Raw genomic sequence first — 25,995 nt, 5'->3', positions numbered from 1 at the left:
TCCGATATCCCTGCCACGAGACGCCCCCGCAGGCGATCGCGTCAGATCAGCTTGACCAGTTGCTTGCCGAAGTTCCTGCCCTTGAGCAGGCCGAGGAACGCTTCGGGCGCTTGCTCCAGCCCTTGCGCCACCGTCTCGCGGTACTTCAGCGTGCCGGTCGCCACCAGCGTGCCCAGCTCCTTCAGCGCCTCGGGCCACACTTCCATGTGCTCGCTGACGATGAAACCTTCGAGCGTCATCCGCTGCGTCAGGATGAGCTGCGGCCGCGCCATCGGAATCGGCTGGCCGTCGTAGCCGGAGATCATGCCGCACAGGGCAATGCGGCCGAAGGCGTTCATCTGCGACATCACCGCGTCGAGCACCACGCCGCCGACATTCTCGAAGCACCCGTCGATGCCGTCCGGGGCCGCCTCTTTCAGCGCTCCCGCAAGCGATTTCTCGTCGCGATGCTCCTTGTAGTCGATGCAGGCGTCGAAGCCGAGTTCCTCTGTGACGTAGCGACATTTTTCCTGCCCGCCGGCGATGCCGACCGCACGGCAACCGCGCACCTTGGCCAGTTGCCCGACCGCGCTGCCGACCGCCCCGCTGGCGGCGCTGACGACGATGGTCTGCCCGGCCTTCGGCTGGATGATCTTCACCAGACCGTACCAGGCGGTGACGCCCGGCATGCCGACGGCACCCAGGTAGGCCGACAACGGAATGTGCGCCGCGTCGACCTTCTGCAACACGCCACGCTGGTTCGCGTCGACCAGCGCGTACTCCTGCCAGCCGCCCATGCCGCGCACGGTGTCGCCGGGCTTGAAGCCGGGGTTCTTCGAGTCGACCACCTCGCCGACCGTGCCGCCGATCATCACTTCGTTCAACGGCTGCGGTTGCGCATAGCTTTTCGCTTCGCTCATGCGCATGCGCATGTACGGGTCGAGCGACAGGTAGTGGTGGCGCACCAGCACCTGTCCGTCGGCCAGCGCCGGCACCGGCGTCTCGACAAGCTTGAAGTTGTCGACACCCGCTTCTGCCTGCGGGCGCGAAACGAGCAGGATCTGGCGATTGGTCATGGTCATGAGCAGGAAGTCCTTTCAGTCTGAGCCTGCGCCGTCAAGGCGGCGCTGCAAGGGTTTGACGTCGCGCTTCTCGGTGGGCAGCGCGCGCAGGTACTTGAAGGTGCCGGTGGCGTGCGCGATGCGCTCGCCGTCGGCGCTGAGAATTTCGCCTTCGCAGAAGGCGAGCGTCGCGGTGCGATGCAGCAAGCGGCCGATCGCGCGCAGGTCGCCTTCACCCGGGCGCATGAAACTGGTCTTCATCTCGATGGTCACGACACCGGGGCCGAAATCGGCCCGCTCGCGGTTGATGCTGCGTGCGGCATGCGCCATCGCGACGTCGAGCAGCGTCATGCTGACGCCGCCGTGCGCGACGTGGAAGGAATTGAGGTGCAGTTCCTGCAGCTTCAGTTGCAGCTCGGCCTCGCCATCGCCGATGCGCGAGAGTTCGAAGCCCAGTGCTTCGACGAACGGAATGTGAACGGGGAATCTCATGCAACGCCCGCCCGGCTGCCCGATGGGCACCGTGCTCCCCTGGGAGGACGCGAACGCAGCAAGTCCGGGGCCGCCATGCTCAGCCCCCCACCAGCGCACTGACGCCGCCGTCGACCGCAAGGATCTGTCCGGTGATGTGCTTGCCCGCCTGCGACGCGAACAGCAAGGCGGCACCCTTCAGGTCTTCGTCGTCACCGATGCGCTGCAGCGGCGCATGCTGCGCGATGTTGTCGGCGCCGACCTTCTCGAGCGTGCCCCGGGTCATCTTGCTCGGGAACATGCCTGGCGCCAGCGCGTTCACGGTGATGCCGTAGCGTCCCCACTCGCAGGCCAGCGCCCGCGTGAAGTTGACCACCGCACCCTTGCTGGTGTTGTAGGCGATGGTGTTCATGAACGCCGGGTTGCCGCCCAGGCCGGCGATCGATGCGATGTTGATGATGCGGCCGTGCCCGCGCGGAATCATGCTCTTCTTGCCGATGACCTGGCTGAGCAGAAAGATGCCGCGCACGTTGAGGTTCATCACCTTGTCCCAGGCTTCGACCGGGTGGTCTTCGGCCGGGGCACCCCAGGTGGCGCCGGCGTTGTTGACGAGGATGTCGACGTGCCCCATGCGCTGCAGCGTTTCGTCGGCAATGCGCTGCACGTCCTCTTCGCGGCTGGCGTCGGCAGCGATCCAGCGCGCGTCGATGCCGCTGTCCTGCAGGTGCGCAACGGCTTCTTCGAGGTCCTGCGCCTTGCGCGAGCTCAGCATCAGCTTGGCGCCGGCCGCACCGAGCGCCTCGGCGATCTGCAAGCCCAGGCCGCGCGAGCCGCCGGTGATCAGGGCCGTACGGCCAGTCAGGTCGAACAGGGAATTCAGGCTCATGGGGAATCAGTGGAAGGATGGAGGCGGCACCTGCTGCACCGCCGGTTGGGGATGGATCAGAGCGGTGCCGGCGCCGTGCGCGCGAACGACAGGTCGTCGCCCAGGTCGACATCGGCGCCCGGTTGCTGCAGGGTCACATAGTCCACCACGGAGCGCGCGCTGCGCAGGCGCCCGAGCTGGGCGCCGACCGCCTTGTGATGCGGGTGCTCCTGGTAGGCGTCCAGGGCCGCCTTGTCGGTGAAGGTCGACACCAGCACGACGTCCATCGTCGCTTCGAGTCTCGGGGTGCGGATGCCGACCTCGAACTCCAGCATGCCGGGCACCAGGCTCTTGCAGCTGTCGAGCAGTTCCTTGAATTTGGGGGCGTCGGCTGGGTCGTTCAGCTGCCACATGACGATGTGCTTGATCATGACTTCCTCTCCGGTGACTTCATCCGCGAACGTACGTAGATCAGCACCCCGCCGACGCACGCGATCGCCGCGCCGGCTAGCATAAATCCGTTGCCCAGGATCTGCGCCGTGCGCGCCACGAAGATCCCCAACGACAGCAGGATCAACCCGCCGTAGATCATCACCCAGGTCAGGGTTTCCACCGTACTCGTCTTCACGTCCGTCCTCTCTTGCGTTGCGGCCCCAGGCACACGAGCGTACCTGATCGAGTGACGCCGCGGCTCCGACTGTGCCGGTCCGCCAGCGTCGCCCCTCGAAAGGCTGAGCCCGGACATGTACAGTCCCTGCGGGCTGTTCATGCTTGGCGAAGGGGCGGGCCTCCTGGCACGGCGCGGCCTGCAAGGCCGCGAAGCGCGTAGGGGTGGACCGTCAGAACCACGCCTCCTGCATCTCGCGGCAGGTCGTGTCACGGGCTTCGACGACCGCCAGCCAGGGCCCGATCTTCGGCAACTCGTAGCGAAAGAAATAGGCCGCCGCCGCCAGCTTGCCGCGCGTGAAGTCGCTCGCCTCGCGTTGTGCCGCGCACAAGCCCACTTCCAACCAGATCCATGCAAGCACCGTGTGGCCGAAAGCCTGCAGGTAAGGCGTGGCGTTGGCCAGCGCGTCGGCCGGGTGGCCGGTGGCCCAGGCCGCCTTCGTCGCCCGCCCCACGTGGGCCAATGCTTGCGCCAGCGCATTCGCGTGTTCGGCCAGCTCAGGGTGCTGCATGGCGCCCTCGATCGTCCGGTTGACACGGTCGGCCAGCAGCGCCAGTCCCTTGCCGCCGTCCATCACGACCTTGCGGCCCAGCAGGTCGAGGCCTTGTATGCCGTGCGTGCCCTCGTGGATCATGTTCAGCCGGTTGTCACGCCAGTACTGCTCGACCGGAAAGTCGCGGGTGTAGCCATAGCCGCCGTGCACCTGGATCGCCAGGCTGTTGGCCTCCAGGCACCACTCGCTGGGCCAGCTCTTCGCAATCGGCGTCAGTACCTCGAGCAGCAAGGCCGCTTCGGCCGAGGTCTCACCGGCCGCGGTGTGCTGCTCGTCGACCAGGCGGGCGCAGTACAGCTCGAGCGCCAAGGCACCCTCGCAGTACGCCTTCTGCGCCAGCAGCATGCGCTTCACGTCGGCGTGCTCGATGATCGCCACCTGCGGCTGCGCGGCATCTTTGCCACCGGGGCCGACCGGCCGGCCCTGCGGGCGCTGCCTGGCGTATTCGAGCGATGCCAGATAGCCGGCGTAGCCCAGCATCGTCGCCCCCAGCCCGACGCCGATGCGTGCCTCGTTCATCATGTGGAACATGCAGGCCAGGCCCTTGCCGGGCTCGCCGACGAGATAGCCGATGGCGCCCGCCTGCCCGCGCACCGGGAACCGGCCTTCGCCGAAGTTCAACAGCGTGTTGGTGGTGCCGCGGTAGCCCAGCTTGTGGTTGAGGCCGGCGAGCGCGACGTCGTTGCGCTCGCCGGTGAGCCGGCCCTCCGTGTCGGCCAGCTTCTTCGGCACGATGAACAGCGAGATGCCCCTCACGCCGGGAATGGTCTTGCCGTCCGGGCCGGGAATCTTCGCGAGCACCAGGTGCACGATGTTCTCGGTCAACTCGTGTTCGCCGGCCGAGATCCACATCTTGTTGCCCTTGAGCCGGTAGCGCGGCCCGAGCGGATCGTCGGCGTACCCGTCGCCGTCGGGGGTCGCCCGCGTGGCCACGTCCGACAGGCTCGACCCCGCTTGCGGTTCGCTGAGGCACATCGTGCCGAACCAGCGGCCGGCGAGCTCGTTCTTCGCGAACACCTCCTTCTGCACCGCCGTGCCATGCGCCATCAGCAAGTGGGCGTTGCCTTGCGTCAACATGGCGTAGCCGCCCATCGCGACACTGGCCGCCGAGAAAAAGCTGCGCGCGCCCATCTCGACCACGCAGGGCAACTGCATGCCCCCGAGTTCGTAGTCCTGCGACGCGGCCAGCATGCCGGATGCGACGTAGGCCTGCATCGCGGCATGCGTGGCCTCGGGCAGGTGCACGCGCTTGCCGTCGAAGCGGGGCTCTTCGGTGTCGGTCAGGCGATTGAACGGCGCAAACTTCTCGCGTGCGATGCGCTCGCAGGTGTCGAGCACCGAGTCGAAGGTCTCGCGCGAGTGGTCGGCGAAACGCGGCCGCTGCGTCAACGCCTCCACGTCGAGCCAGTCGTTGAGCAGGAAGTCGAGGGTGGCGCGCATGATCCGGTGTCCATGGGGCGGGCTCAGGGCCCGCCGGTCGATCTGTCTGGCGTGAAGTGGGTGGACGGGCTTCAGGCCCGCCCTGTCCCGGTCAAAGCACCTCGAACACGCCCGCGGCGCCCATGCCGCCGCCGATGCACATCGTCACGCACACGCGTTTGGCGCCACGGCGCTTGCCTTCGATCAGCGCATGACCGGTCAGGCGCTGGCCGCTGACGCCGTACGGATGGCCCACCGCGATCGCGCCGCCGTTCACATTGAGCCGGTCCATCGGGATGCCCAGCGTGTCGGCGCAGTACAGCACCTGCACCGCAAACGCCTCGTTCAGCTCCCACAAATCGATGTCCTCGACCTTCAGCCCCAGCCGTTTGAGCACCTTGGGCACTGCGTACACCGGACCGATGCCCATTTCGTCGGGCTCGCAGCCGGCCACCGCGAAGCCGAGGAAGCGACCCAGCGGCTTCAAGCCGCGCTGCTCGGCCAACGTGGCGTTCATGACGACACAGGCGCCGGCGCCGTCCGAGAACTGGCTCGCATTGCCCGCCGCAACCACCCCGCCGGGCAGCGCCGAGCGGATGCCCGACACCGCCTCGTACGTCGTGCCGGGGCGCAGGCCTTCGTCCTGGGTCACGGTCACGTCTTTCGTACGCATGCCCATCACCGGGTCGGCAACGCCGGCGGTCACGGTGATCGGCACCATTTCATCGTTGAACTTGCCGGCCTCTTGTGCAGCGCACGCCTTCTGCTGGCTGGCAGCGCCATACTGGTCCATGCGCTCGCGCGAGATGTTGTAGCGCTTGGCCACCTGCTCGGCGGTCTGCAGCATGCTCCAGTAGATCTCGGGCTTGTGCTGCATCAGCCAGGCCTCGCGGATCATGTGGCTGTTGGCCTCGTTCTGTACGCACGAGATGCTCTCCACGCCGCCGGCGACATAGACGTCACCCTCGCCGGCGATGACGCGCTGCGCGGCCATCGCGATGGTCTGTAGACCGCTGGAGCAGAAACGGTTGACGGTGGCGCCGCTGACCGTCACCGGCAGGCCGGCGCGCAGGGCGATCTGGCGCGCGATGTTGCTGCCGGTCGCGCCCTCGGGCGTGGCACAGCCCATCAGCACGTCCTCGACTTCCGCGCCGTCGATGCCGGCCCGTTCGATGGCGGCCTTGACCACATGGCCGCCCAGCGTGGCGCCATGGGTCATGTTGAATGCGCCCTTCCACGATTTGGCGAGCGGCGTGCGGGCGGTGGAAACGATGACGGCGTCGGTCATGACAGGTTCTCCTGGAAATCAATGCGCCGGCCGCGACGCGTTCTGGTCGACGGCGGCCTTGTAGATGGTGTTGCGGGGCTGCGCGAAGACGCGGCGCACCAGCGGCTCGAACTCGGCGATCGGCAAGGTTTCGGCCTTCGCGTCGAAGGCCGGGTTGTCGTAGAGCTCGCAGAACTCGGCGGTGGCATCGAACCACGGGTGCGAGCGGAACTGCTCGCGCATGTCGCGGTTCATGCCGATGTGGTGAAAGAAGTAGTAGCCCTGGAAGATGCCGTGGTGCTGCACCATCCAGAGGTTCTGTTCGCTGACGAAGGGCTTGAGGACGGCCGCGGCGATGTCGGGGTGGTTGTACGAACCCAGTGTGTCGCCGATGTCGTGCAGCAGCGCACACACCACGTACTCGTCGCCGCGCCCGTCGCGCAAGGCGCGGGTAGCCGTCTGCAACGAATGGGTGTAGCGGTCCACCGGGAAGCCGCCGTAGTCGCCCTCGAGCACCTTCAAGTGCGCCAGCACCCGCTCGGGCAGATGTTTCGCGAAGCCCATGAACTCGCCGGAGATGAGCTTCCAGTCCTCGCGCGTGCTGTCCTGCATGCGGGTGAAGGTGGCGCGTTCGCTCATGGTGGGTCTCCGGTGTGTCGATCTCGGGTCGGTCAGCTGAAGGTCTTGCCCTCTTCGGCCAGCCTGGCCAGCAGCGGCGCCGGCTGCCAGAAGGTGGCGTCGTCGAGCGGGTTCCTGGCAAAACGTCGCATCGACTGCACCACGTTGAACAGACCCATGGTGTCGGCGTAGCACATGGGGCCGCCGCGCCACAGCGGGAAGCCGTAGCCGGTGAGATACACCATGTCGATGTCGGAGGCCCGCAGCGCGATGCCCTCTTCCAGGATCTTGGCGCCCTCGTTGACCAGCGCGTAGACCAGCCGCCCGACGATCTCGTCGTCGCTGATCTTGCGTGGCGAGACGCCGAGTTCGGCGCGGTGCTTCTCGATCATCTCGTTCACCACCGGCGAGGCGATGGCGTCGCGCTTGCCGGCCTTGTAGTCGTACCAGCCGGCACCGGTCTTCTGGCCGAAGCGCCCCATCTCGCACAGCAGGTCGGCGGTCTTGCTGTAGCGCATGTTCGGCTTTTCGATGTAGCGGCGCTTGCGGATGTACCAGCCGACATCGTTGCCGGCCAGGTCGCCCATGCGGAACGGACCCATGGCGAAGCCGAATTTCTCGATCGCGCGGTCGACCTGCTCGGGCGTACAACCCTCTTCCAGCAGGAAGCCGGCCTGGCGGCTGTACTGCTCGATCATGCGGTTGCCGATGAAGCCGTCGCACACACCGGAGACGACCGCGGTCTTCTTGATCTTCTTGGCGAGCTGCATCACGGTGGCCAGCACGTCCTTGGCGGTCTTCTCGCCGCGAATCACCTCCAGCAGCTTCATCACGTTGGCCGGGCTGAAGAAGTGCATGCCGATCACGTCTTGCGGGCGTCTGGTGAAGCTTGCGATCTTGTTGACGTCGAGCGTCGAGGTGTTGGACGCGAGGATCGCTCCCGGCTTCATCACCTCGTCGAGCGTCTTGAACACCTGCTCCTTGACGCCGATGTCCTCGAACACCGCCTCGATCACGAGGTCCGCATCCTTGATCTCGTCGTAGCTCAGCGTGCTGGACAACAGTCCCATGCGCTGCTCGAGCTTGTCCTGCTTCAGCTTGCCTTTCTTGACCTGCGCCTCGTAGTTCTTGCGCATCACGCCGATGCCGCGGTCCAGCGCCTCCTGCTTCATTTCCAGCATGACCACCGGGATGCCGGCGTTCAGGAAATTCATGCTGATGCCGCCGCCCATCGTCCCGGCGCCGATCACCGCGACCTTGTTGATGGCCCGCACCGGCGTGTCTTCCGGCACGTCGGGGATCTTGCTCGCCGCGCGCTCGGCGAAAAAGGCGTGGCGCAGCGCCTTGCACTCGGGCGTCATCATCAGGGCCACGAACTGCTCGCGCTCGAACGCCATGCCGTCGTCGAATTTCTTCTTCAGCGCCGCCTCGACCGCATCGACGCACTTGGCCGGCGCCGGGAAGTTCTTCGCCACCGCCTTGACGGTGTTGCGGGCAAACTGGAAGTAACCGTCGGGGTTCGGGTGCTCGGCCTTCAGCTTGCGCACCAGCGGCAGCGGACGCTGATCGGCCACCTCGTTCGCGAATGCGACCGCAGCGGCCACCACGTCGCCGTCGACGATCTTGCTGAACAGCGTCTGGCCGGGAATCGCCGCCAGCAACTCGCTCTTGACCGGGTCACCGCTGACGATCATGTTCAGCGCGTTCTCGACGCCGATCACGCGCGGCAGGCGCTGCGTGCCGCCCGCGCCGGGCACCAGGCCGATCTTCACTTCCGGCAGTGCCACCTGCGTGCCGCTGGCCGCCACGCGGTAGTGGCAGCCGAGCGCCAGTTCCAGACCGCCGCCCATGCACACCGAGTGGATGGCCGCCACCACCGGCTTGCTGCAATCCTCAACCGTCTTGATGACACTCAGCAGGTTGGGCTCCTGCAGCGCCTTGGGCGAGCCGAACTCGCGGATATCCGCGCCGCCCGAGAACGCCTTGCCGGCGCCGGTGATGACGACGGCCTTGACGTTCGCGTCGTCCTCGGCCTTGTTCAGGCCGTCGGTGATGCCCTTGCGGGTCTCGTACCCCAGGCCGTTGACTGGCGGGTTGTTGAGGGTGATCACGGCCACGCTGCCGTGGAGCTCATAACTGGCACTCATCCGTTGGCTCCCGAAAGACAAAATAGAACGATCGTTCGATTCTAAGAAACAAAAACGCCGGCATCCTGTCGCCGGCGTGACAAAAGTCGGAAGTGCTCGTCGCGTCGATTTCGCTGTGCAAGACGGTGGGGGGCACAGCGCATCGGCATTCTCAGACTTCCAGCCACTCCTTGCGAATATAGGCGTTGCCGCGCAACTCGTCAGGCGCCCCTTCGAACACGATGCGGCCATGCCCCATCACGTAGCAACGCTCGGAGATCTGCAGCGCGATGGTCAGCTTCTGCTCGACCAGCAGCACGCTGACGCCGCGCTTCCTCAGCTCCTTCAGGTATTCGGCCACCTGCTCGACGATCTTGGGCGCCAGGCCCTCGGTCGGCTCGTCGATCATGATGAGGTCCGGGTCGCCCATCAGGGTGCGGCACAAGGTGAGCATCTGTTGCTCGCCGCCGGACAGCACGCCCGCTTCGGTGTGCTGCCGCTCTTTCAGCCGGGGAAACATCTCGTACATGTCCGAGTAGCTCCAGCGCCCGGCCCGGCCCTTGCGCTTCTCGCCCAGCATCAGGTTCTGGTGCACCGTGAGCTTGGGGAAGATGTCGCGGTTCTCGGGCACGTAGCCGATGCCCCGGTGGGCGATGTCGAAGGCATGGTGGCCGAGGATTTCCTCGTCCTTCCACTTGACCGAGCCATGCCCGTCCACCAGGCCCATGATGGTCTTGACGGTGGTCGAGCGTCCCGAGCCGTTGCGCCCGAGCAGGCTGACGATCTCGCCCGGCTTCACGTCCATCGAAACACCGTGGAGGACGTGACTCTTGCCGTAGAAGGCATGCAGGTTGTCGAGGTGCAGCATAGCGATCGAAAGCCTCAGTGTTCCGCCGTCGCGGCCTGCTGTTCGGCCAGCACCGAGCCGAGATAGGCCTCCTGCACGCGCGGGTTGGCGCGCACGGCCTCCGGCGTGTCGAAGGCGATCACTTCGCCGTAGACCAGCACCGCGATCTTGTCGGCCAGGCCGAACACCACGCCCATGTCGTGCTCGACCGTCAGCAGGGTCCTGCCTTCGGTCACTTCGCGGATCAGCTGGATGAAGCGCTTGGTCTCGGACTTGCTCATGCCGGCGGTCGGCTCGTCGAGCAGGATCACGTTGCCGCCGCCGGCGATGGTGATGCCGATCTCGAGCGCTCGTTGCTCGGCGTAGGTCAGGTTCATCGCCAGCACGTCGCGCTTCTTGTCGAGCTTGATCATCTCGAGCACTTCCTCGGCACGGTCATTGGCGTCGTCCAGGGCCGCCAGGAACTTCCAGAACGCATAGCGGTAGCCCATCGTCCACAACACGGCGCAGCGGATGTTCTCGAAGACCGACAGCCGATTGAAGAGGTTGGAAACCTGGAAGCTGCGCGCCAGGCCGCGGCGGTAGATCTCGTACGGCGCCTGCCCGTCGATGCGTTCGCCGTTGAGCAGGATTTCGCCGCTGGTGAGGCCGAAACGGCCACTGACCAGATGGAACAGCGTGGACTTGCCGGCGCCATTGGGCCCGATGATGGCCACGCGCTCACCGGGCTTCACGGCCAAACTGGCGCCGCGGATGATCTCGGTCTTGCCGAAGCTCTTGCGGACGTCCTTGAGCTCCAGTGCGTACGGACTGTTCACAGCGCCTCCCTCCGGCGTATCTCGTGCTCGATCTCTTCCTGCACGGCGTCCCACTGCCGCACGAATTCGCGGCGCGCCACCTCGAACAGCGCCAGGCCGGTCAGCAGCACGAAGCCGGCACCGAACCAGCTGTCCAGCGCGCCGGTGTCCAGCGTGGCGCCGAGGAAGCGCAGCTTGGGGCCCAGCGCGGCGCCGAGCTGCATGTGGTAGACCATCTCGATCATCGCCGCGGCACCGGTCAGCAGCACGAGCACCGTGCCACCCAGCGCCAGGTAGGCCGTCCACAGCTTGCGCAGCTTGCCGTAGGCGGCCACGCGCAGGTTCATCATGATCAGGCTCGCGATGCCGCCAGGCGCATACATCACCATGAACAGGAAGATCAGCCCCAGGTACAGCAGCCAGGCCATCGTGAACTCGGACAACAGCACGAAAGCGATCACCATCAGGATGCCGCCGATGATGGGGCCGAAGAAGAAGGTCGCGCCGCCGAGGAAGGTGAACAGCAGGTAGGCGCCCGAACGCCCCGCGCCGACCACCTCGGCGGTGACGATCTCGAAGTTCAGCACGTACAGCCCGCCGGCGATCCCGGCGAAGAAGCCCGCGATGATGAACGCGAAATAGCGCACGCGCTGGGTGCTGTAGCCGATGAACTCGACGCGCTCTGCGTTGTCGCGCACCGCGTTGAGCATGCGCCCCAGCGGCGTGCGCGTGAAGGCATACATCGCCGCGGTGCACACGAAGGTGTACAGCGCGATCAGGTAGTACACCTGAATCTGCGGCCCGAAGCTGATGCCCAGCACCGGCGAGCCGACCACGCGGTCGCCCGACACGCCGGCCTCGCCGCCGAAGAACTCCGGCAGCATCAGCGACATCGCGAACACCAGCTCGCCGATGCCCAGCGTGATCATCGCGAACGGCGTGCCGGCCTTCTTGGTTGTCACGAACCCGAGCACGATCGCGAAGAACATGCCGGCCAGCCCGCCGACCAGCGGGATCAGGCTGGCCGGGGTGGGCATGGTGCCGCCGGCCGCGGCATTGAGCGCATGGATCGCCACGTAGGAGCCCAGGCCGGTGTACACCGCGTGGCCGAAGCTCAGCATGCCGCCCTGCCCGAGCAGCATGTTGTAGGACAGGCAGGCGACGATCGCGATGCCCATCTGCGTCAGCATCGAGCGCGACAGCCCGCTGGTGAACAGCAGCGGCGCAACGATCAGCACCAGCGCGAACAGCCCCCAGACGAGCCAGCGCCCGACGTTGTGCGGCTTGAAGTGATAGACCGGGCCAGCGGCCTGCGCACCGACGCCGGCCGGCGCCTGTTGAACGAGAGTGTCAGCTTTCATGGTTCTCGGCTCGCCTCAGCCCTCGCGGGTGCCCAGCAGGCCCTTCGGCCGGAAGATCAGGACCAGCACCAGGAACAGGTACGGCAGGATGGGTGCGATCTGCGAGATCGACAGCGACAGCACCGAGTACCCCGGCGTGTCGGCGCCGACGTTCCAGCCCAGCGAGCCGAACATGCCGAGCAGGGAGTAGTCGACCGACACCGCAAAGGTCTGGATCACGCCGATCAGCAGCGAGGCGAGGAAGGCCCCCGCCAGCGACCCCATGCCTCCGACCACCACGACGACGAAGATCACCGAGCCGACCGTCGCCGCCATCGCGGGTTCGGTCACGAAGGTCGATCCGCCGATCACGCCGGCCAGCCCGGCCAGCGCAGCGCCGGCGCCGAACACCAGCATGAATACGCGCGGCACGTTGTGGCCCAGCGCCTCGGCCATGTCGGGGTGGGTCAGAGCGGCCTGGATCACCAGGCCAATGCGGGTGCGCGTCAGCAACAGCCACAACGCGGCCAGCATCAGCACCGCCACCAGCATCATGAAACCCCGCGTGGCCGGGAACGGCGAGCAGATGACCGTCACCGCTGCCTCGGCAGCGCGGCACAGTTCGGCCGGCGCGCGACCCCACTCCAGGCTCAGGCCTTCAACCGAATGGCTCACCAGCGTGAAGGCGGAGCCGCGCAACACCTCCGGCGGCTGGAACACGACCGCCGTGCGACCCCACACCAGTTGCACCAGCTCCAGGATCACGTACGACAGCCCGAAGGTCACCAGCAGCTCCGGCACATGCCCGTACTTGTGGACCTTGCGCAAGCAGGTGCGCTCGAACAACGCGCCGAGCACCCCCACCGCGAGCGGCGCGATCACCAACCCGGGCCAGAAGCCGACCAGCTTGGCAATGGAATAGGCGATGTAGGCACCGAGCATGTAGAAGCTCGCATGCGCGAAGTTGAGCACGCCCATCATGCTGAAGATCAGCGTGAGGCCGGAACTCAGCATGAACAGCAGGAGCCCGTAGCTCACGCCGTTCAGCATCGAGATGGTGAAGAACTCCATCCGCTACTTTCACTCGTTGGGCCGCGCGGTTTGCGCGGCACGGCGGCACTCATCCACGCCATCGATGTCCGCGCGCCCGCCGGCCCAGCGGACACCGCGGATCCGGCTGCGCCGGTCCGCCGGTGTCGCCCCTCGAGGGGCGCGCGCAGCGCGTAGGGGTGGTCTCGTCAGGGCCGCTTCATCTGGCAGCTGGTCGGCGTGCTGGAGATGTAGGACGGGAACTCCTTCACCGGCGCCAGCGTCATGCCGGTGTTCTCCGGGCCGTACGGATGGCGGTCGTCGGCCTTCTGCCACACCGTCAGGTACAGCGGCTGCTGCAGCTGGTGATCGGCCTTGCGCATCTCGACCTCGCCGTTGAAGCTCTTGAACTTCAGTCCTTCCAGCGCGGGCGCCACCTTCACCGGGTCGGTCGACTTGGCCTTGGCCATCGCTTCACCGAGCGCATTGAAGATGTGCACCACGGCGCCGGTGTAGAAGTCGTCGTTGAACTTCTGCTTGTACTCCTGCTGCCACTGCTGGATCTGGCCGCCCATGTTGTAGTGGTTGTAGGCCACCTGGAACACCCGGCCGGCACTGCTCTGGCCCAGAGCCGTCGGCGTGCCGGTGACGCCGGTGTAGTAGGTGTAGAACTTCGCGTTCAAGCCACCTTCGTTGGCCGCCTTCACGAGCAGCGCGAGGTCGGAGCCCCAGTTGCCGGTGATCACGGTGTCGGCGCCCGCCGCCTTCATCTTCGAGATGTAGGGAGCGAAGTCACGCACTTGCGCCAGCGGGTGCAGGTCTTCGCCGACGATCTGGACGTCCTTGCGCTTGCGTGCCAGGTTCTCCTTCGCGAACTTGGCGACCTGATGGCCGTGCGAGTAGTTCTGGTTGAGCAGGTAGACTTTCTTGATGTCCGGCTGGTCCTTCATGAAGGTCGTCAGCGCTTCCATCTTCATCGAGGTGTCGGCGTCGAAGCGGAAGTGCCAGTAGCTGCACTTGCTGTTCGTGAAGTCGGGGTCGACGGCAGCGTAGTTCAGGAAGATCACCTCCTTGCCGGGGTTGCGCTCGTTGTGCTTGTTGACCGCATCGATCAGCGCGCCGGCCACCGACGAGCCGTTGCCCTGGGCAATGTAGCGCGCGCCCTGGTCGATGGCGGCCTTCAACGCATTCAAGCTCTCGGTCGGGCTCAGCTTGTTGTCCATGCCGACGACTTCGAATTTCACGCCGGCCGGGTTCTTCTGGCTGAACTTCTCGGCAAAGAACTGGAAGCTGCGCAACTGGTTCTGGCCCACGGGAGCCATCAGGCCGGACAGCGGGTCGATCCAGACGATCTTGACGGTTTCGCCCTTCTGCGCGAACACCGTGGCGCAGCACAACGCGGCGGCAGTGGCGACCGTTGCTTTCACGAGGGCTCGACGGGTGTGCATGGCTTTGTCTCCTGGAGATGAAAACGCGATGCCGTGAGGCTATCCAAGTTGCTTGGGGTGACGGAGAGGGAATGCCCGTAGCGCTTGTCGCACGAGTGACAAGCGCATCAGCATGTGGGCAACACATGCTGCGCAAACTGCTCGCGCAGCTTGAGCTTCTGGATCTTGCCCGTGGCGGTGTGCGGAATTTCCTCGACGAACACGACATCATCGGGCACCTGCCATTTGGCGATCTTGCCGTCGTAGAACGCGAGCAGTTCGTCGCGCGCGACCTGCTGGCCCGGCTTGGGCACGACGACCAGCAGCGGCCGCTCGTCCCACTTCGGGTGGCGGCAGGCGATCACGGCCGCCTCGTGCACCGCCGGGTGGGCCATGGCGATGTTCTCGAGATCGATCGAGCTGATCCACTCGCCGCCGGACTTGATCACGTCCTTCGACCGGTCGGTGATCTGCATGTAGCCGTCGGGGTCGATGGTCGCCACGTCGCCGGTGGGGAACCAGCCGTCATGCAAGGGCGAGTCGTCACGCTTGAAATACTGCCGGATCACCCACGGCCCGCGCACGACCAGGTTGCCGGAGGTCTTGCCGTCCCACGGCAGCACGCGGCCGTCGTCGTCGGTGATCTGCATGTCCATCCCGTATATCACCTTGCCCTGTTTCTCGAGGATGTGCTGCTGCGCGTCGCGCGGCAGCTCGACGTGCTTGGCCTTCAGCTTCGACAAGGTTCCGAGCGGCGACATCTCGGTCATGCCCCAGGCATGGATCACGCTGACCTGGTAGTCGTCCTCGAGCGTGCGGATCATCGCCGGCGGGCAGGCGGAGCCGCCGATCACCGTGCGCTTGAACGTGCTGAACTTCAGCTTGTTCTGCTTGACGTAGGTCAGCAGCCCTAGCCAGACGGTCGGCACGCCGGCGCTGAACGTCACCTTTTCCGACTCGAACAGCTCATAGAGCGACTTGCCGTCCAGGTGCGGGCCCGGCATCACCAGTTTCGCGCCGACCAACGCCCCCGAATACGGCAAGCCCCAGGCGTTGACGTGGAACATCGGCACCACCGGCAGGATCACGTCCTTGGCTGAGCAGTCCATCGCGTCGGGCAGCGCCGAGGCGTAAGCATGCAGCAGCGTCGAGCGATGGCTGTACACGGCCCCTTTCGGGTGGCCGGTGGTTCCCGAGGTGTAGCAGATGCTCGATGCCGTGTTCTCGTCGAACTCGGGCCAGGCATAGTCGCCGTTCTCGGCCTCGACCAGGTCGTCGTAGCACTTCAGGTCGGCGAGCGCGGTCTGTGCCGGCATGTGCGCGCGGTCGGTCATCAGCACGTAGTGCTTGACGCTGTGCAGGTGCGGCGCGAGCTTCTCGACCAGTGGCAGGAAGGTGAGGTCGAAGCACAGCACCTGGTCCTCGGCATCGTTGACGATCCAGGTGATCTGCTCGGGGAACAGCCGCGGGTTGATCGTGTGGCACACCAGGCCCGAGCCGGAGGCGCCGTAATAGATCTCGAGGTGCCGGTAGCCGTTCCAGGCCAGCGTGCCGACACGGTCGCCCGGCTCGCAGCCGAGCTTCGCGAGCGCCTGCGCCAGCTTGCGGGCACGCAGTTCGGCATCGCGATAGGTGTAGCGGTGGAGATCGCCTTCGACACGCTTGGAGACGATCTCGACATCACCGTTGTGCCGTGCAGCATGGACGAGCAGCGACGAAATCATCAGCGGCATTTGCATCATCTGGCCCATCAGACGCGGCATGCGTATCTCCTCGAAAGTCAAAAATAGATCGGTCGTTCGCCGCCGATGATAGGAACCGTGCTGCAGTGCAGCGCATGCTGTTTTCCCTGAGGAACTGTCGCCGCAGCGACTCGTGCGGCAGAGGTGTGCGGTGAACGCAGCAGCGGGCACACCCCCTGCCCCGGTGCTGCATTGGGGCCACCGCTACACTGCCGCCGATGACCCCCCTATCGATGCCGCGCACCAGGGACGAGCCCGGCGCCTTGCGCTGGATCAACCGCTATGCCGGCCTGGGCCCCGCGTTCCACACGGAGCTGGCGCCCCAGGGCGTGCCGCAGCCTCGGTGGATTGCCACCAGTCGCTCGGCGGCAGGCGAACTGGGTTGGCCGCAGGATTGGTTCGAACGCGACGGCTGGCAGTCGCTGGAGGTTTTCAGCGGCAACGCGCTGTGGCCCGGCATGCGACCGCTGGCCACTGTTTACAGCGGCCACCAGTTCGGCGTCTGGGCCGGCCAGCTGGGCGACGGGCGCGCGTTGCTGCTGGGCGAAGTGCAGACCGGCCCTGATGCCGGCATGGAAATACAGCTCAAGGGCAGCGGCCTGACACCCTATTCGCGCATGGGCGACGGGCGCGCGGTGCTGCGCTCGTCGGTACGTGAATTCCTGTGTTCGGAAGCCATGCATGCGCTGGGCATCCCCACCACCCGTGCCCTGTGCGTGGTCGACTCGCCGCTGCCGGTGCGGCGCGAGGAGGTCGAGACCGCTGCCGTGACCACCCGACTGGCGCCGAGCTTCGTGCGCTTCGGCCACTTCGAGCATTTCAGCCGTCACGACCTGCACGCCGAGCTGCGCGCACTGGCCGACGAGGTGGTCGATCGCCACTTCCCCGCCTGCCGCGACGCGACCAACCCTTATGCGGCGCTCCTCGAGGAGGTGACCCGCCGCACCGCAGACCTGATGGCGCAATGGCAGGCGGTGGGCTTCTGTCATGGCGTGATGAACACCGACAACATGTCCATCCTCGGGCTGACGATCGACTACGGACCGTTCGGTTTCCTCGACGCCTTCGTTCCCCACCACGTCTGCAACCATTCCGATCACCATGGCCGCTACGCCTACAACCGGCAGCCCAACATCGGCCTGTGGAATCTGCATGCGCTGGGCCAGGCCCTGCTGCCGTTGATCGGCGACGCCGATGCGGCCCTCGCGGCGCTCGAGCCGTACAAGACGGCGTTCCCGGCTGCGCTGGAATCCCGCATGCGCGCCAAACTGGGCTTGGCCCTGGAAGAGCCGGGCGACCGCGAACTGGTCGACGACCTGCTGCGTCTGATGGCACAGGACCGCACCGACTACAGCATCACCTTCCGGCGGCTGGCGCGGTTCTCGTCGGCCCCTGGCGCCGACAACCGCGCGCTGCGCGATCTGTTCGTGGACCGCCAGGGATTCGACGCCTGGAGCACGCGCTATCGCGAGCGCCTGCAGCACGAGCCACGCAGCGACGGCGAGCGGGCTGCAGCCATGAACCGGGTCAATCCAAAGTTCGTGTTGCGTAACCATCTGGCCGATGTGGCCATTCGCAAGGCACAGGCTGGGGACTTCGACGAAGTGCGACGGCTGCTGGCGGTGCTGGAACACCCCTACGACGAGCAGCCCGAACACGCGGCCTATGCCGACTTCCCGCCCACATGGGCCCAGACGATCGAGGTGTCCTGTTCATCATGAGCGATTACGAAGTCAAGAAAACCGACGAGGAATGGCGCCGCCAACTCGATGCGACCCAGTACCAGGTGACGCGCCACGCAGCCACCGAGCGGGCCTTCACCGGCAAGTACTGGGACCACACTGCCGATGGCGTTTACCGCTGCGTGTGCTGCGGCGAACCGCTGTTCGACTCGGCGACCAAGTTCGACGCCGGCTGCGGCTGGCCGAGCTATTTCGAGCCGCTGCGCGAGGGGGTCGTCGAACGCGAGATGGACCACAGCCACGGCATGGTGCGCGTGGAGGTGAAGTGCAGGAAATGCGGCGCTCACCTCGGCCATGTGTTCGACGACGGCCCGGCCCCGACCGGCGAGCGCTTCTGCATCAACTCGGCCGCGTTAGACTTCGCCGACCGCAAAACTGATACCTAACTGACACCTAACTGACTGACGATGAAGCTCCTGTTCGACTTCCTGCCCATCATCCTGTTCTTCGGCATGTTCAAGTACGCCGAGGGGCAGCCCGACTGGGCGGCGGCGACGGCCACCGACTGGCTGGGCTTCATGGTGTCCGGCGGAGTGGTCGGCGCGAAGGAGGCACCGGTGCTGCTGGCCACGGTTGTCGTGATCCTCGCCACCGCCGCCCAGATCGCCTGGCTGATGGCCCGCCGCCGCAAGGTCGACAAGATGCTGTGGGTCAGCCTGGCGCTGGTGACGGTGCTCGGCGGCGCGACGATCTGGTTCCACAGTGAAACCTTCATCAAGTGGAAGCCGAGCGTGCTGTACTGGGTGATGGGCGCGGCATTCTGGGTCAGCCACGTGATCTTCAAGAAAAACCTGCTGCAGACGTTGATGGGCGCGCAGATCGAACTGCCCGGCCCGGTCTGGCAGCGGCTCAACTTCGCCTGGATCGCCTTCTTCGGCCTGATGGGCCTGCTCAACATCTATGTGGCCTACACCTACTCGACCGCCACCTGGGTCAACTTCAAGCTGTTCGGCGGCCTGGGTCTGATGCTGGTCTTCATGGTGGCCCAGGGGGTCTATCTGAGCCGCCACCTCAAGAACGAGGAGCAGTCCTGAATGGCCCACCCCGACGGCCTTCGGCCATCCCTCGAGGGGCGATGCCAGCGGCCCGGCGGAGCCGGATCCGCGGCATCGCTCGGCGTGCGCGCAGGCATGCCGGCCCGGGTCTCGCCTGGCGAAAGCAGTGGAGCGTCGACATGCCCGTGACGGCCGAACAAATTGAAGCAGCATTGAAGGAACGATTGGTGCTCTCGCGCCTCGAAGTGCAGGATGACAGTCATCTGCATGCAGGCCATGCCGGCGCACGTGAAGGACGGCATTTCACCGTCCGTTTGGTCAGCGAGCGCTTTCACGGTTTGTCACGCGTGGCGCGTCATCGCCTCGTGTATGATGCCCTCGGCTCCTTGATTCCCCAGGGTATTCACGCCCTTGCCATCCAAGCCCAAACGCCCGACGAAGCCTCCTGATGCACCGCGCCGCGCACCCGCCGGCCTGAGTTCCTTCCCCTCGCGTTTGCGCTTCTTCTCTCCTTCCTTTGCAGAGGTCTTTCACCTTATGAAGAAGAACGTTCTTGCCCTTGGCACGTTGAGCCTGACCCTGAGCGCCGCTTTGCTGGCACCGCTCGGCGCCTCCGCTCAGAACATCGCGATCGTCAACGGCAAGCCGGTGCCCACGGAACGAGCCGAAGCACTCAAGTCGCAGATCGCTCGCCAGGGCCAGCCGGTCACGCCGGATCTGGAGCGGCAGGTGAAGGACGAAGTGGTGCTGCGCGAAATCTTCCTGCAGGAAGCCGAGCGCCGTGGCTTGCCGGCCTCCGAGAACTACAAGCAGCAGATGGAACTGGCCCGCCAGGCGCTGCTGATCCGCGAGTTGTTCGCCGATTTCCAGAAGAACAACCCGGTCACCGACGCCGAGATCCAGGCCAAGTACGAGGAGTTCAAGGCCCAGTCCAGCGGCAAGGAATACCGCGCCCGCCACATCCTGGTCGAGAAGGAAGACGTGGCCAAGAAGCTGATCGCCGACCTGAAGCGCGGTGCGAAGTTCGAAGACCTGGCCAAGAAAAACTCCAAGGACCCCGGCTCTGCGAAGAACGGTGGCGACCTCGACTGGTCGACGGCCGACCGCTACGTGCCCGAGTTCTCCGACGCAATGGTCAAGCTCGAAAAGGGCCAGGTTACGCCGCAACCGGTCAAGTCCCAGTTCGGCTTCCACGTGATCAAGCTCGAAGAGACACGCGACGCGCAGCTGCCCTCGATGGAGGAACTGAAGCCCCAGATCGAGCAGGCGCTGGCCCAGCAGAAGATGGCCAAGTTCCGCGAGGACCTGCGCAACAGCGCGAAGACCGACTACAAGTTCGAACAGCAGTAAGCCCGCTCGGGCCTCGGCAAAAAAAGGCGCCCCTGCGGGGCGCCTTTTTTCTTCATCCGAGCGCGGTGTAGACGGTCAGCAACCCGATCAGCACCGGCTGGTGCACCATGTAGAAACCGAGGCTCCAGCGGCCCAGCATGGCCAGCGGATGCAGCGCCGTCGGCAGCGCGCCCGTCAGCCAGTGCCGACGGTGCTGCAGCACCCATTGCCCCGCCGCCATGCCCCACCACATCACGCCCAGCCAGGGAAGCAGCGGCACGTAGTCTTCGGTCTTGGGCTTGCGGGTGACGAACCCGGTCCAATTGGTCCACGGCGTGTCGAACACCGGGTGCTGCACCAGGTGCGGCAACAAGATCGCGACCAGCCCCAGCGGCCACAGCCAGCGCCGCCAACCGGCCGTCAGCCGCACCAGGATCAGCATCACCGCGATGCCGTGCAGCACGCCGAAGTAAATGAAGCTGCCCGGAAACATCAGGTAGGAGCCGAGGCTGACCAGCACCGCACAGCCGGCAATCTGTACCCAGCGGCGCCAGAAGCGCTGCCAGCTCTGCTGCTGGTGCCACGCCACCGCCTGCCCCAGCCCCGCACAGAACAGGAACAGCGTCACGATGCAGGTGCGTTGCCAGGTCCAGAACGGGTCGCTGTAGAAGTTCTGCCGCTCGATCAGCCGGAAGTGGTTCAGATCGAAGCAGAAATGGAACACGGCCATCCACAGGATCGCGGCGGCGCGTAAAGCGTCCAGCCGGTCGAAGCGCGGATGTGCGGCGGCAGCAGGCGGGTTCGGCATGGAGGCAGATTGTGCCGCGCGGCAGGCCCGCCTCTTTCTTTTTAGATCGGCCGTCGCCCTACCAGCGTGTACTGTGTGATGTGCTCTTGCAGCCACTGCTGCGCCAGCCGGTCGTCCTGCTGTCGCGGATGGAAATCGCGGCGCAGGTAGGCCCGCCACGGCTGGCAGGTCTTGCGCACCAGCCCGTCGCGGCCGAACATGAAGCGAACCGCGCTGGTCCAGGTGCGCCAGCGGAACAGGTGGCCGTCACGCCATAAATTGTTCAGCGTTTGCCGCAGCGCGTCGGTGACGAAGAAGAAGCTGACCATGCGGAACCAGCGGACACGCCAGCGATGGTCGCCGCCGAGCGCGGCGTAGAGATCGAACGCGGTGCTGCGATGCTCGGATTCCTCGGCGGCATGCCACAGCCACATCGTCTGCAGCCTGGGGGCGGCCCCAGCCAGCCATCGCGGGTGCGCCAGCAGAAACTCGGCAAAGATGGCCGTGAAATGCTCGGTGGCCGCGGTGATCGCGACCGCATGGCGCGGGTCGGCCCCTTCGAGTTGCGCCGTGCGCCGGGCAATGCGGGCCTCCCAGCGATTGCGGTAGCCCTGCGAGGCGAGCTGCGCATTGAACAGCGCGTGGATGCGCCGGTGCGTGGCCTCCTGCCCGACGAAACCCTGGACCTCTGCCGCGAAGCGGGCCTGCTCGGCTTCGGGCAGCACCTTGACGCCCGCGCGCACCGCATCGATGAAAAACTGCTCGCCGAGCGGGAAGCTCATCGACAAGGCGTTGAGCAAGGCGGTGCGGAACGCGTCGCCGCCGTTCCAGTGGCGCTCGAAGGGCTGTTCGAGATCGATCAGCAGGCGGCGGACGACGAGTTCCTGCATCAGCCGGTCCTGTGCGGGACGAGTGGCTTCAGCCGACCCACTTGCGTGCGTTGCGGAACATGCGCATCCAGGGGCTGAACTCGGACTTGTCGCCGCTGGTCCAGCTCATCTGCACATTGCGCAACACCCGCTCCGGGTGGGGCATCAGCACCGTGTAGCGACCGTCGGCAGTGGTCACCGCGGTCAAGCCCTCGGGGCTGCCGTTCGGGTTGGCCGGGTAGTTCTCGGTTGCCAGGCCGGTGTTGTCGACGTAGCGCATCGCCCGCTGCACCTGGATGGCATTGCCGCGCTGCGAGAAGTCGGCATAGCCCTCGCCGTGCGCCACCGCGATGGGGATGCGGCTGCCCGCCATGCCGGCAAAAAAGATCGACGGGCTGTCGAGCACCTCGACCAGGCTCAGGCGCGCCTCGAACTGCTCGCTCCTGTTGCGCGTGAAGCGCGGCCAGGCATCGGCGCCCGGGATGATGGGCGCGAGTGCCGCCATCATCTGGCAGCCGTTGCACACCCCCAGCGCAAAGGTGTCGGTGCGCCCGAAGAACGCCGAGAACTGCTCGGCCAGCGTCGGGTTGAACAGGATCGACCGTGCCCAGCCTTCGCCGGCGCCCAGCGTGTCGCCGTAGCTGAAGCCGCCGCAGGCGACGAAGCCCTGGAACTGGTCGAGCCGGGCACGCCCGGCGTGCAGGTCGCTCATGTGCACGTCGAAGCTGTCGAAGCCGGCCTGCGACATCGCGTAGGCCATTTCGAGGTGCGAGTTGACGCCCTGCTCGCGCAGGATCGCGACCTTGGGACGGGCTTTCGTGACATACGGCGCGGCGACGTCCTGCCGAGGATCGAAGCTCAGGTGCAAATGCAGGCCGGGGTCGTTCGCGGCGCCCACCGCGGCATGCTCGCTGTCGGCGCACACCGGGTTGTCACGCTGCTGCGCGATGCGCCACGAGGTCTCGTCCCAAGCCTGGTGCAGCTGGGCGAGCGGCGCCGAGAACACCTGCTTGGTGTCGCGCCACACCTCGATCACGCCGCGGTCGTTGGGTTTGCCGATCACATGGCTGTGGCGCGACAGGCCGAATTCGCGCAGCGTCTGGATCGCGGCATCGCGCTCGCCGGCACGAACCTGCAGCACCACGCCCAGCTCCTCGGCGAACAGCGCGCGCAGTGTCAATTCATTGCGGCGCTCGCCCACCTGGGATGCCCAGTTCTTGGAATCGCCGTACTCGGCACGGCTGTCGTCGATGCCTGTGCCTTCGGTGACGAGCAGATCGACGTTCAAGGACACGCCGGTATGGCCCGCAAAAGCCATCTCGCAGACTGTCGCCCACAAGCCGCCGTCCGAGCGGTCGTGATAGGCCAGCAGCTTGCCTTCGGCGCGCAGGCGGTTCACGGCGGCCACCAGTTGTTTCAATGCCGCAGGATCGTCGACGTCCGGCACCACGTCGCCCGGCTGGCCGAGCACCTGCGCCAGCATCGAGCCGCCGAGACGGTGGCGGCCCCGGCCCAGATCGACCAGGATCAGCGCCGTGTCGCCGACATCGGTGCGCAACTGCGGCGTCAGCGTGCCGCGGACGTCGTCCAGGGTCGCAAAAGCCGAGACGATCAACGACACGGGCGAGGTCACCTGCTTCTCGCTGCCGCCGTCGTTCCAGCGCGTGCGCATCGACAGCGAATCCTTGCCCACCGGCACCGACACGCCCAGCGCCGGGCACAGCTCCATGCCGACCGCGTGCACGGTGTCGTACAGCGCCGCGTCTTCACCGGGCTCGCCACAGGCGGCCATCCAGTTGCACGACAGCTTGACGCGCGCCAACTCGATCGGTGCTGCCAACAGGTTGGTGATGGCCTCGCCGACCGCCATGCGGCCCGACGCCGGAGCGTCCAGGCTTGCCAGCGGAGTGCGCTCGCCCATGCTCATCGCTTCGCCGCGGAAGCCGGCGTAGTCGGCCAATGTCACGGCGCAGTCGGCCACCGGCACCTGCCACGGCCCGACCATCTGGTCGCGGTGGCTCAGGCCGCCAACGGTGCGATCGCCGATCGAGATCAGGAAGCGCTTGCTCGCGACCGTGGGATGGCGCAGCACGTCGAAGGCCACCCGGTCGAGCGCGACGCCCGTCAGGTCGACCGGTGCGCCGTGGCGCTGCACGCGCTCGACCACGCGATGCACCTTGGGCGGCTTGCCGAGCAGCACGTCCATCGGCATGTCGATCACGCGCTCGCCGCCGGGGCCGTCTTCCAGCACCAGCTCCCTGTCGTCGCTCGCCACGCCGACCACCGCGTAGGGGCAGCGCTCGCGCTCGCACATCGCCTCGAACAGCGGCAGGCTCTCGGGCGCGATGGCCAGGACATAGCGTTCCTGGCTTTCGTTGCACCAGATCTCCTTCGGCGCCAGGCCGCTTTCTTCCAGCGGGACGCGGCGCAGGTCGAAGGTGGCGCCCTTTTCGGCGCCGTCGACCAACTCCGGGAAGGCATTGGAGATGCCGCCCGCACCGACGTCATGAATGGCGAGCACGGGGTTCTTGTCGCCCAGTTGCCAGCAGTGGTTGATGACCTCCTGCGCGCGGCGCTGGATCTCGGGGTTGCCTCGCTGCACCGAGTCGAAGTCGAGTTCGGCCGCGTTGACACCGGCCGCCATCGAGCTGGCTGCGCCACCGCCCATGCCGATGCGCATGCCCGGCCCGCCGAGCTGGATCAGCAGCGTGCCAGCACCGAACGGCAGCTTGTGCGTCTGCCCGTCCGAGATGCTGCCGACGCCGCCGGCAATCATGATGGGCTTGTGGTAGCCGCGGCGCAGGCCGTCGACCGTCTGCTCGTAGACGCGGAAATAACCGCCCAGATTGGGCCGGCCGAATTCGTTGTTGAACGCGGCACCGCCGAGGGGACCATCCGTCATGATCTGCAACGGGCTGGCGATGTGCTCGGGCTTGCCGTAGGGCTCACGCTCCCAAGGCTCATCGGTGCCGGGCAGTTGCAGGTTCGACACCGAGAAGCCCGTCAGACCCGCCTTGGGCCGCGCGCCGCGGCCGGTGGCGCCTTCGTCGCGGATCTCTCCGCCCGCGCCGGTCGAGGCACCGGGGTGCGGCGAAATCGCCGTCGGGTGGTTGTGCGTCTCCACCTTCATCAGCACATGGGCGGTCTCGGCGCGCGCCTGGTACTGCGGGGCATTCGTGTAGCCCTCGGGTACCCAGCGTTCGATCGGGCCGCCTTCCATCACAGCGGCGTTGTCCGAGTAGGCCACCACGGTGTGCTGCGGCGCCAGCTGGTGGGTGTTGCGGATCATTTGGAACATCGAGCGCTCCTGCTCGACGCCGTCGATCGTGAACCTGGCGTTGAAGATCTTGTGGCGGCAGTGCTCGCTGTTGGCCTGCGCGAACATCATCAGTTCGACGTCGCTCGGATTGCGCTGCAGCCCGGTGAAGGCCTCCACGAGGTAGTCGATCTCGTCGTCCGACAGCGCCAGGCCGAAGCCCTTGTTGGCCGCTTCCAGCGCGGCGCGGCCGTGGCCCAGCACGTCGACGTGCTCCATCGGCCTGCCCGCCTGTTCGTCGAACAGATGGGCGGCCGCCTCGCGTTCCAGCACCACGCTTTCGGTCATGCGGTCGTGCAGTGCGGCGGCGGCCGCCAGCACCTCTGCGCTTTCGAGCCGCTTGGCACCGCCGAGCAAGCCGGTCTTGATCGACAGCCGGTACTCGGTGACCCGCTCGACCCGCCGGATCGCCAGTCCGCAGTTGTGGGCGATGTCGGTCGCCTTGGAGGCCCAGGGCGAGACGGTGCCCAGGCGCGGCGTCACGACGACAAGCTCGCCGTCGGTCGGCCCGGTGTACCGGTCGCCGTAGGTCAGCAGCGCTGCCAGCTTGTCATGCTCGGCCCCGGCCAGCGCATGATCGGACCAGACCCAGTGCACGTGGCGGGCATGCACCGCCGTGATGCGCGGGTTGATCGATTGCAGGGTGCGCAGCAGCGCCTGGGCTCGAAAGGCGGAAAGGGCATTGCCGCCCTCGAAGTGGAGGAGGTGTTTGGCAGTCGCTGTCACGCTGGGCTCGGGGATGGCTGGGA

At 66.3% G+C, this 25,995-nt stretch carries 22 protein-coding genes and 1 pseudogene; 5 read left to right on the top strand and 18 right to left on the bottom strand.

What is annotated here, in order from left to right; all coding sequences use genetic code 11:
- Window positions 1-41: 41 nt before the first annotated feature.
- From M8A51_RS16750 to M8A51_RS16680, 15 genes and pseudogenes are all read right to left on the bottom strand, one after another.
- The gene (locus M8A51_RS16750) at window positions 42-1,055 is read right to left on the bottom strand and encodes an NADP-dependent oxidoreductase (protein ID WP_251779746.1); all 1,014 of its coding nucleotides are present in this window, start codon (window positions 1,053-1,055) and stop codon (window positions 42-44) included.
- A gap of 21 nt (window positions 1,056-1,076) precedes the next feature.
- A complete protein-coding gene (locus M8A51_RS16745) occupies window positions 1,077-1,532 on the bottom strand; it encodes a PaaI family thioesterase (protein ID WP_251779657.1) in 456 nt (151 codons plus the stop codon).
- Window positions 1,533-1,611: 79 nt separating this feature from the next.
- The gene (locus M8A51_RS16740; RefSeq protein WP_251779656.1) at window positions 1,612-2,397 is read right to left on the bottom strand and encodes an SDR family oxidoreductase; all 786 of its coding nucleotides are present in this window, start codon (window positions 2,395-2,397) and stop codon (window positions 1,612-1,614) included.
- Window positions 2,398-2,531: 134 nt separating this feature from the next.
- Window positions 2,532-2,807 (bottom strand): annotated as a pseudogene (locus tag M8A51_RS16735) (Dabb family protein); the annotation flags it as partial.
- The gene (locus M8A51_RS16730; protein ID WP_251779654.1) at window positions 2,804-2,989 is read right to left on the bottom strand and encodes a hypothetical protein; all 186 of its coding nucleotides are present in this window, start codon (window positions 2,987-2,989) and stop codon (window positions 2,804-2,806) included. The gene M8A51_RS16730 and the pseudogene M8A51_RS16735, both read right to left, overlap by 4 nt.
- Window positions 2,990-3,215: 226 nt before the next feature.
- Window positions 3,216-5,036, bottom strand: a complete 1,821-nt coding sequence (locus M8A51_RS16725; protein ID WP_251779653.1) for an acyl-CoA dehydrogenase — start codon at window positions 5,034-5,036, stop codon at window positions 3,216-3,218.
- Between the two features lie 91 nt (window positions 5,037-5,127).
- Window positions 5,128-6,303, bottom strand: coding sequence for an acetyl-CoA C-acyltransferase (locus M8A51_RS16720; RefSeq protein WP_251779652.1), 1,176 nt, complete (start codon window positions 6,301-6,303; stop codon window positions 5,128-5,130).
- Window positions 6,304-6,321: 18 nt separating this feature from the next.
- On the bottom strand, window positions 6,322-6,921 hold the full coding sequence (locus tag M8A51_RS16715; RefSeq protein ID WP_251779651.1) for an HD domain-containing protein: 600 nt from the start codon (window positions 6,919-6,921) through the stop codon (window positions 6,322-6,324).
- Window positions 6,922-6,953: 32 nt separating this feature from the next.
- Window positions 6,954-9,047, bottom strand: coding sequence for a 3-hydroxyacyl-CoA dehydrogenase NAD-binding domain-containing protein (locus tag M8A51_RS16710; protein WP_251779650.1), 2,094 nt, complete (start codon window positions 9,045-9,047; stop codon window positions 6,954-6,956).
- 151 nt (window positions 9,048-9,198) lie between these two features.
- Window positions 9,199-9,894, bottom strand: coding sequence for an ABC transporter ATP-binding protein (locus tag M8A51_RS16705; RefSeq protein ID WP_251779649.1), 696 nt, complete (start codon window positions 9,892-9,894; stop codon window positions 9,199-9,201).
- A gap of 14 nt (window positions 9,895-9,908) precedes the next feature.
- Window positions 9,909-10,691 (bottom strand): ABC transporter ATP-binding protein, encoded by a 783-nt coding sequence (locus M8A51_RS16700; protein ID WP_251779648.1) that lies wholly within the window; start codon window positions 10,689-10,691, stop codon window positions 9,909-9,911.
- Window positions 10,688-12,031 carry a branched-chain amino acid ABC transporter permease gene (locus tag M8A51_RS16695; protein ID WP_251779647.1) on the bottom strand — a complete coding sequence of 448 codons (1,344 nt, stop codon included), beginning with the start codon at window positions 12,029-12,031 and terminating at the stop codon, window positions 10,688-10,690. The genes M8A51_RS16700 and M8A51_RS16695 overlap by 4 nt, the downstream gene beginning before the upstream one ends.
- A gap of 15 nt (window positions 12,032-12,046) precedes the next feature.
- Window positions 12,047-13,081, bottom strand: coding sequence for a branched-chain amino acid ABC transporter permease (locus M8A51_RS16690; protein WP_251779646.1), 1,035 nt, complete (start codon window positions 13,079-13,081; stop codon window positions 12,047-12,049).
- A gap of 167 nt (window positions 13,082-13,248) precedes the next feature.
- Entirely contained in the window at window positions 13,249-14,487 is a 1,239-nt protein-coding gene (locus M8A51_RS16685) for a branched-chain amino acid ABC transporter substrate-binding protein (protein ID WP_251779645.1), read from the bottom strand.
- A gap of 107 nt (window positions 14,488-14,594) precedes the next feature.
- Window positions 14,595-16,229 carry a 3-(methylthio)propionyl-CoA ligase gene (locus tag M8A51_RS16680; RefSeq protein ID WP_280926090.1) on the bottom strand — a complete coding sequence of 545 codons (1,635 nt, stop codon included), beginning with the start codon at window positions 16,227-16,229 and terminating at the stop codon, window positions 14,595-14,597.
- Between the two features lie 197 nt (window positions 16,230-16,426).
- Here M8A51_RS16680 and M8A51_RS16675 point away from each other — a divergent pair, with 197 nt between their 5' ends.
- The 5 genes from M8A51_RS16675 to M8A51_RS16655 all read left to right on the top strand — a co-directional run bounded on the left by M8A51_RS16675 (window position 16,427) and on the right by M8A51_RS16655 (window position 20,295).
- Window positions 16,427-17,929: a protein adenylyltransferase SelO gene (locus M8A51_RS16675; RefSeq protein WP_251779644.1), complete on the top strand. Its 1,503-nt coding sequence runs from the start codon at window positions 16,427-16,429 to the stop codon at window positions 17,927-17,929.
- Entirely contained in the window at window positions 17,926-18,336 is a 411-nt protein-coding gene (gene msrB / locus M8A51_RS16670) for a peptide-methionine (R)-S-oxide reductase MsrB (protein ID WP_251779643.1), read from the top strand. The genes M8A51_RS16675 and msrB overlap by 4 nt, the downstream gene beginning before the upstream one ends.
- A gap of 21 nt (window positions 18,337-18,357) precedes the next feature.
- Complete coding sequence (locus M8A51_RS16665) at window positions 18,358-18,984, top strand: septation protein A (RefSeq protein ID WP_251779642.1); 627 nt, start codon at window positions 18,358-18,360, stop codon at window positions 18,982-18,984.
- Window positions 18,985-19,124: 140 nt separating this feature from the next.
- Window positions 19,125-19,394, top strand: a complete 270-nt coding sequence (locus tag M8A51_RS16660; RefSeq protein WP_251779641.1) for a BolA family protein — start codon at window positions 19,125-19,127, stop codon at window positions 19,392-19,394.
- An 88-nt stretch (window positions 19,395-19,482) separates the two neighbouring features.
- Window positions 19,483-20,295 (top strand): peptidylprolyl isomerase, encoded by an 813-nt coding sequence (locus tag M8A51_RS16655; RefSeq protein WP_251779640.1) that lies wholly within the window; start codon window positions 19,483-19,485, stop codon window positions 20,293-20,295.
- A 52-nt stretch (window positions 20,296-20,347) separates the two neighbouring features.
- Here the strand turns inward: M8A51_RS16655 and M8A51_RS16650 are convergent, their stop codons facing one another.
- Genes M8A51_RS16650 through purL form a run of 3 tightly spaced genes read right to left on the bottom strand, consistent with a single transcriptional unit; the run spans window position 20,348 to window position 25,972 of the window.
- Complete coding sequence (locus M8A51_RS16650) at window positions 20,348-21,082, bottom strand: DUF1624 domain-containing protein (RefSeq protein WP_251779639.1); 735 nt, start codon at window positions 21,080-21,082, stop codon at window positions 20,348-20,350.
- 41 nt (window positions 21,083-21,123) lie between these two features.
- Window positions 21,124-21,951 carry a metal-dependent hydrolase gene (locus M8A51_RS16645; RefSeq protein WP_251779638.1) on the bottom strand — a complete coding sequence of 276 codons (828 nt, stop codon included), beginning with the start codon at window positions 21,949-21,951 and terminating at the stop codon, window positions 21,124-21,126.
- Between the two features lie 28 nt (window positions 21,952-21,979).
- A complete protein-coding gene (gene purL / locus M8A51_RS16640; protein WP_251779637.1) occupies window positions 21,980-25,972 on the bottom strand; it encodes a phosphoribosylformylglycinamidine synthase in 3,993 nt (1,330 codons plus the stop codon).
- Window positions 25,973-25,995 lie beyond the last annotated feature (23 nt).

The sequence above is a fragment of the Caldimonas mangrovi genome (assembly GCF_023721835.1).
In the GTDB taxonomy this organism is placed as follows: domain Bacteria; phylum Pseudomonadota; class Gammaproteobacteria; order Burkholderiales; family Burkholderiaceae_C; genus Caldimonas; species Caldimonas mangrovi.
Note: the sequence above shows the minus strand (reverse complement) of the source record. Positions and strands in the feature narration are given on the sequence as shown.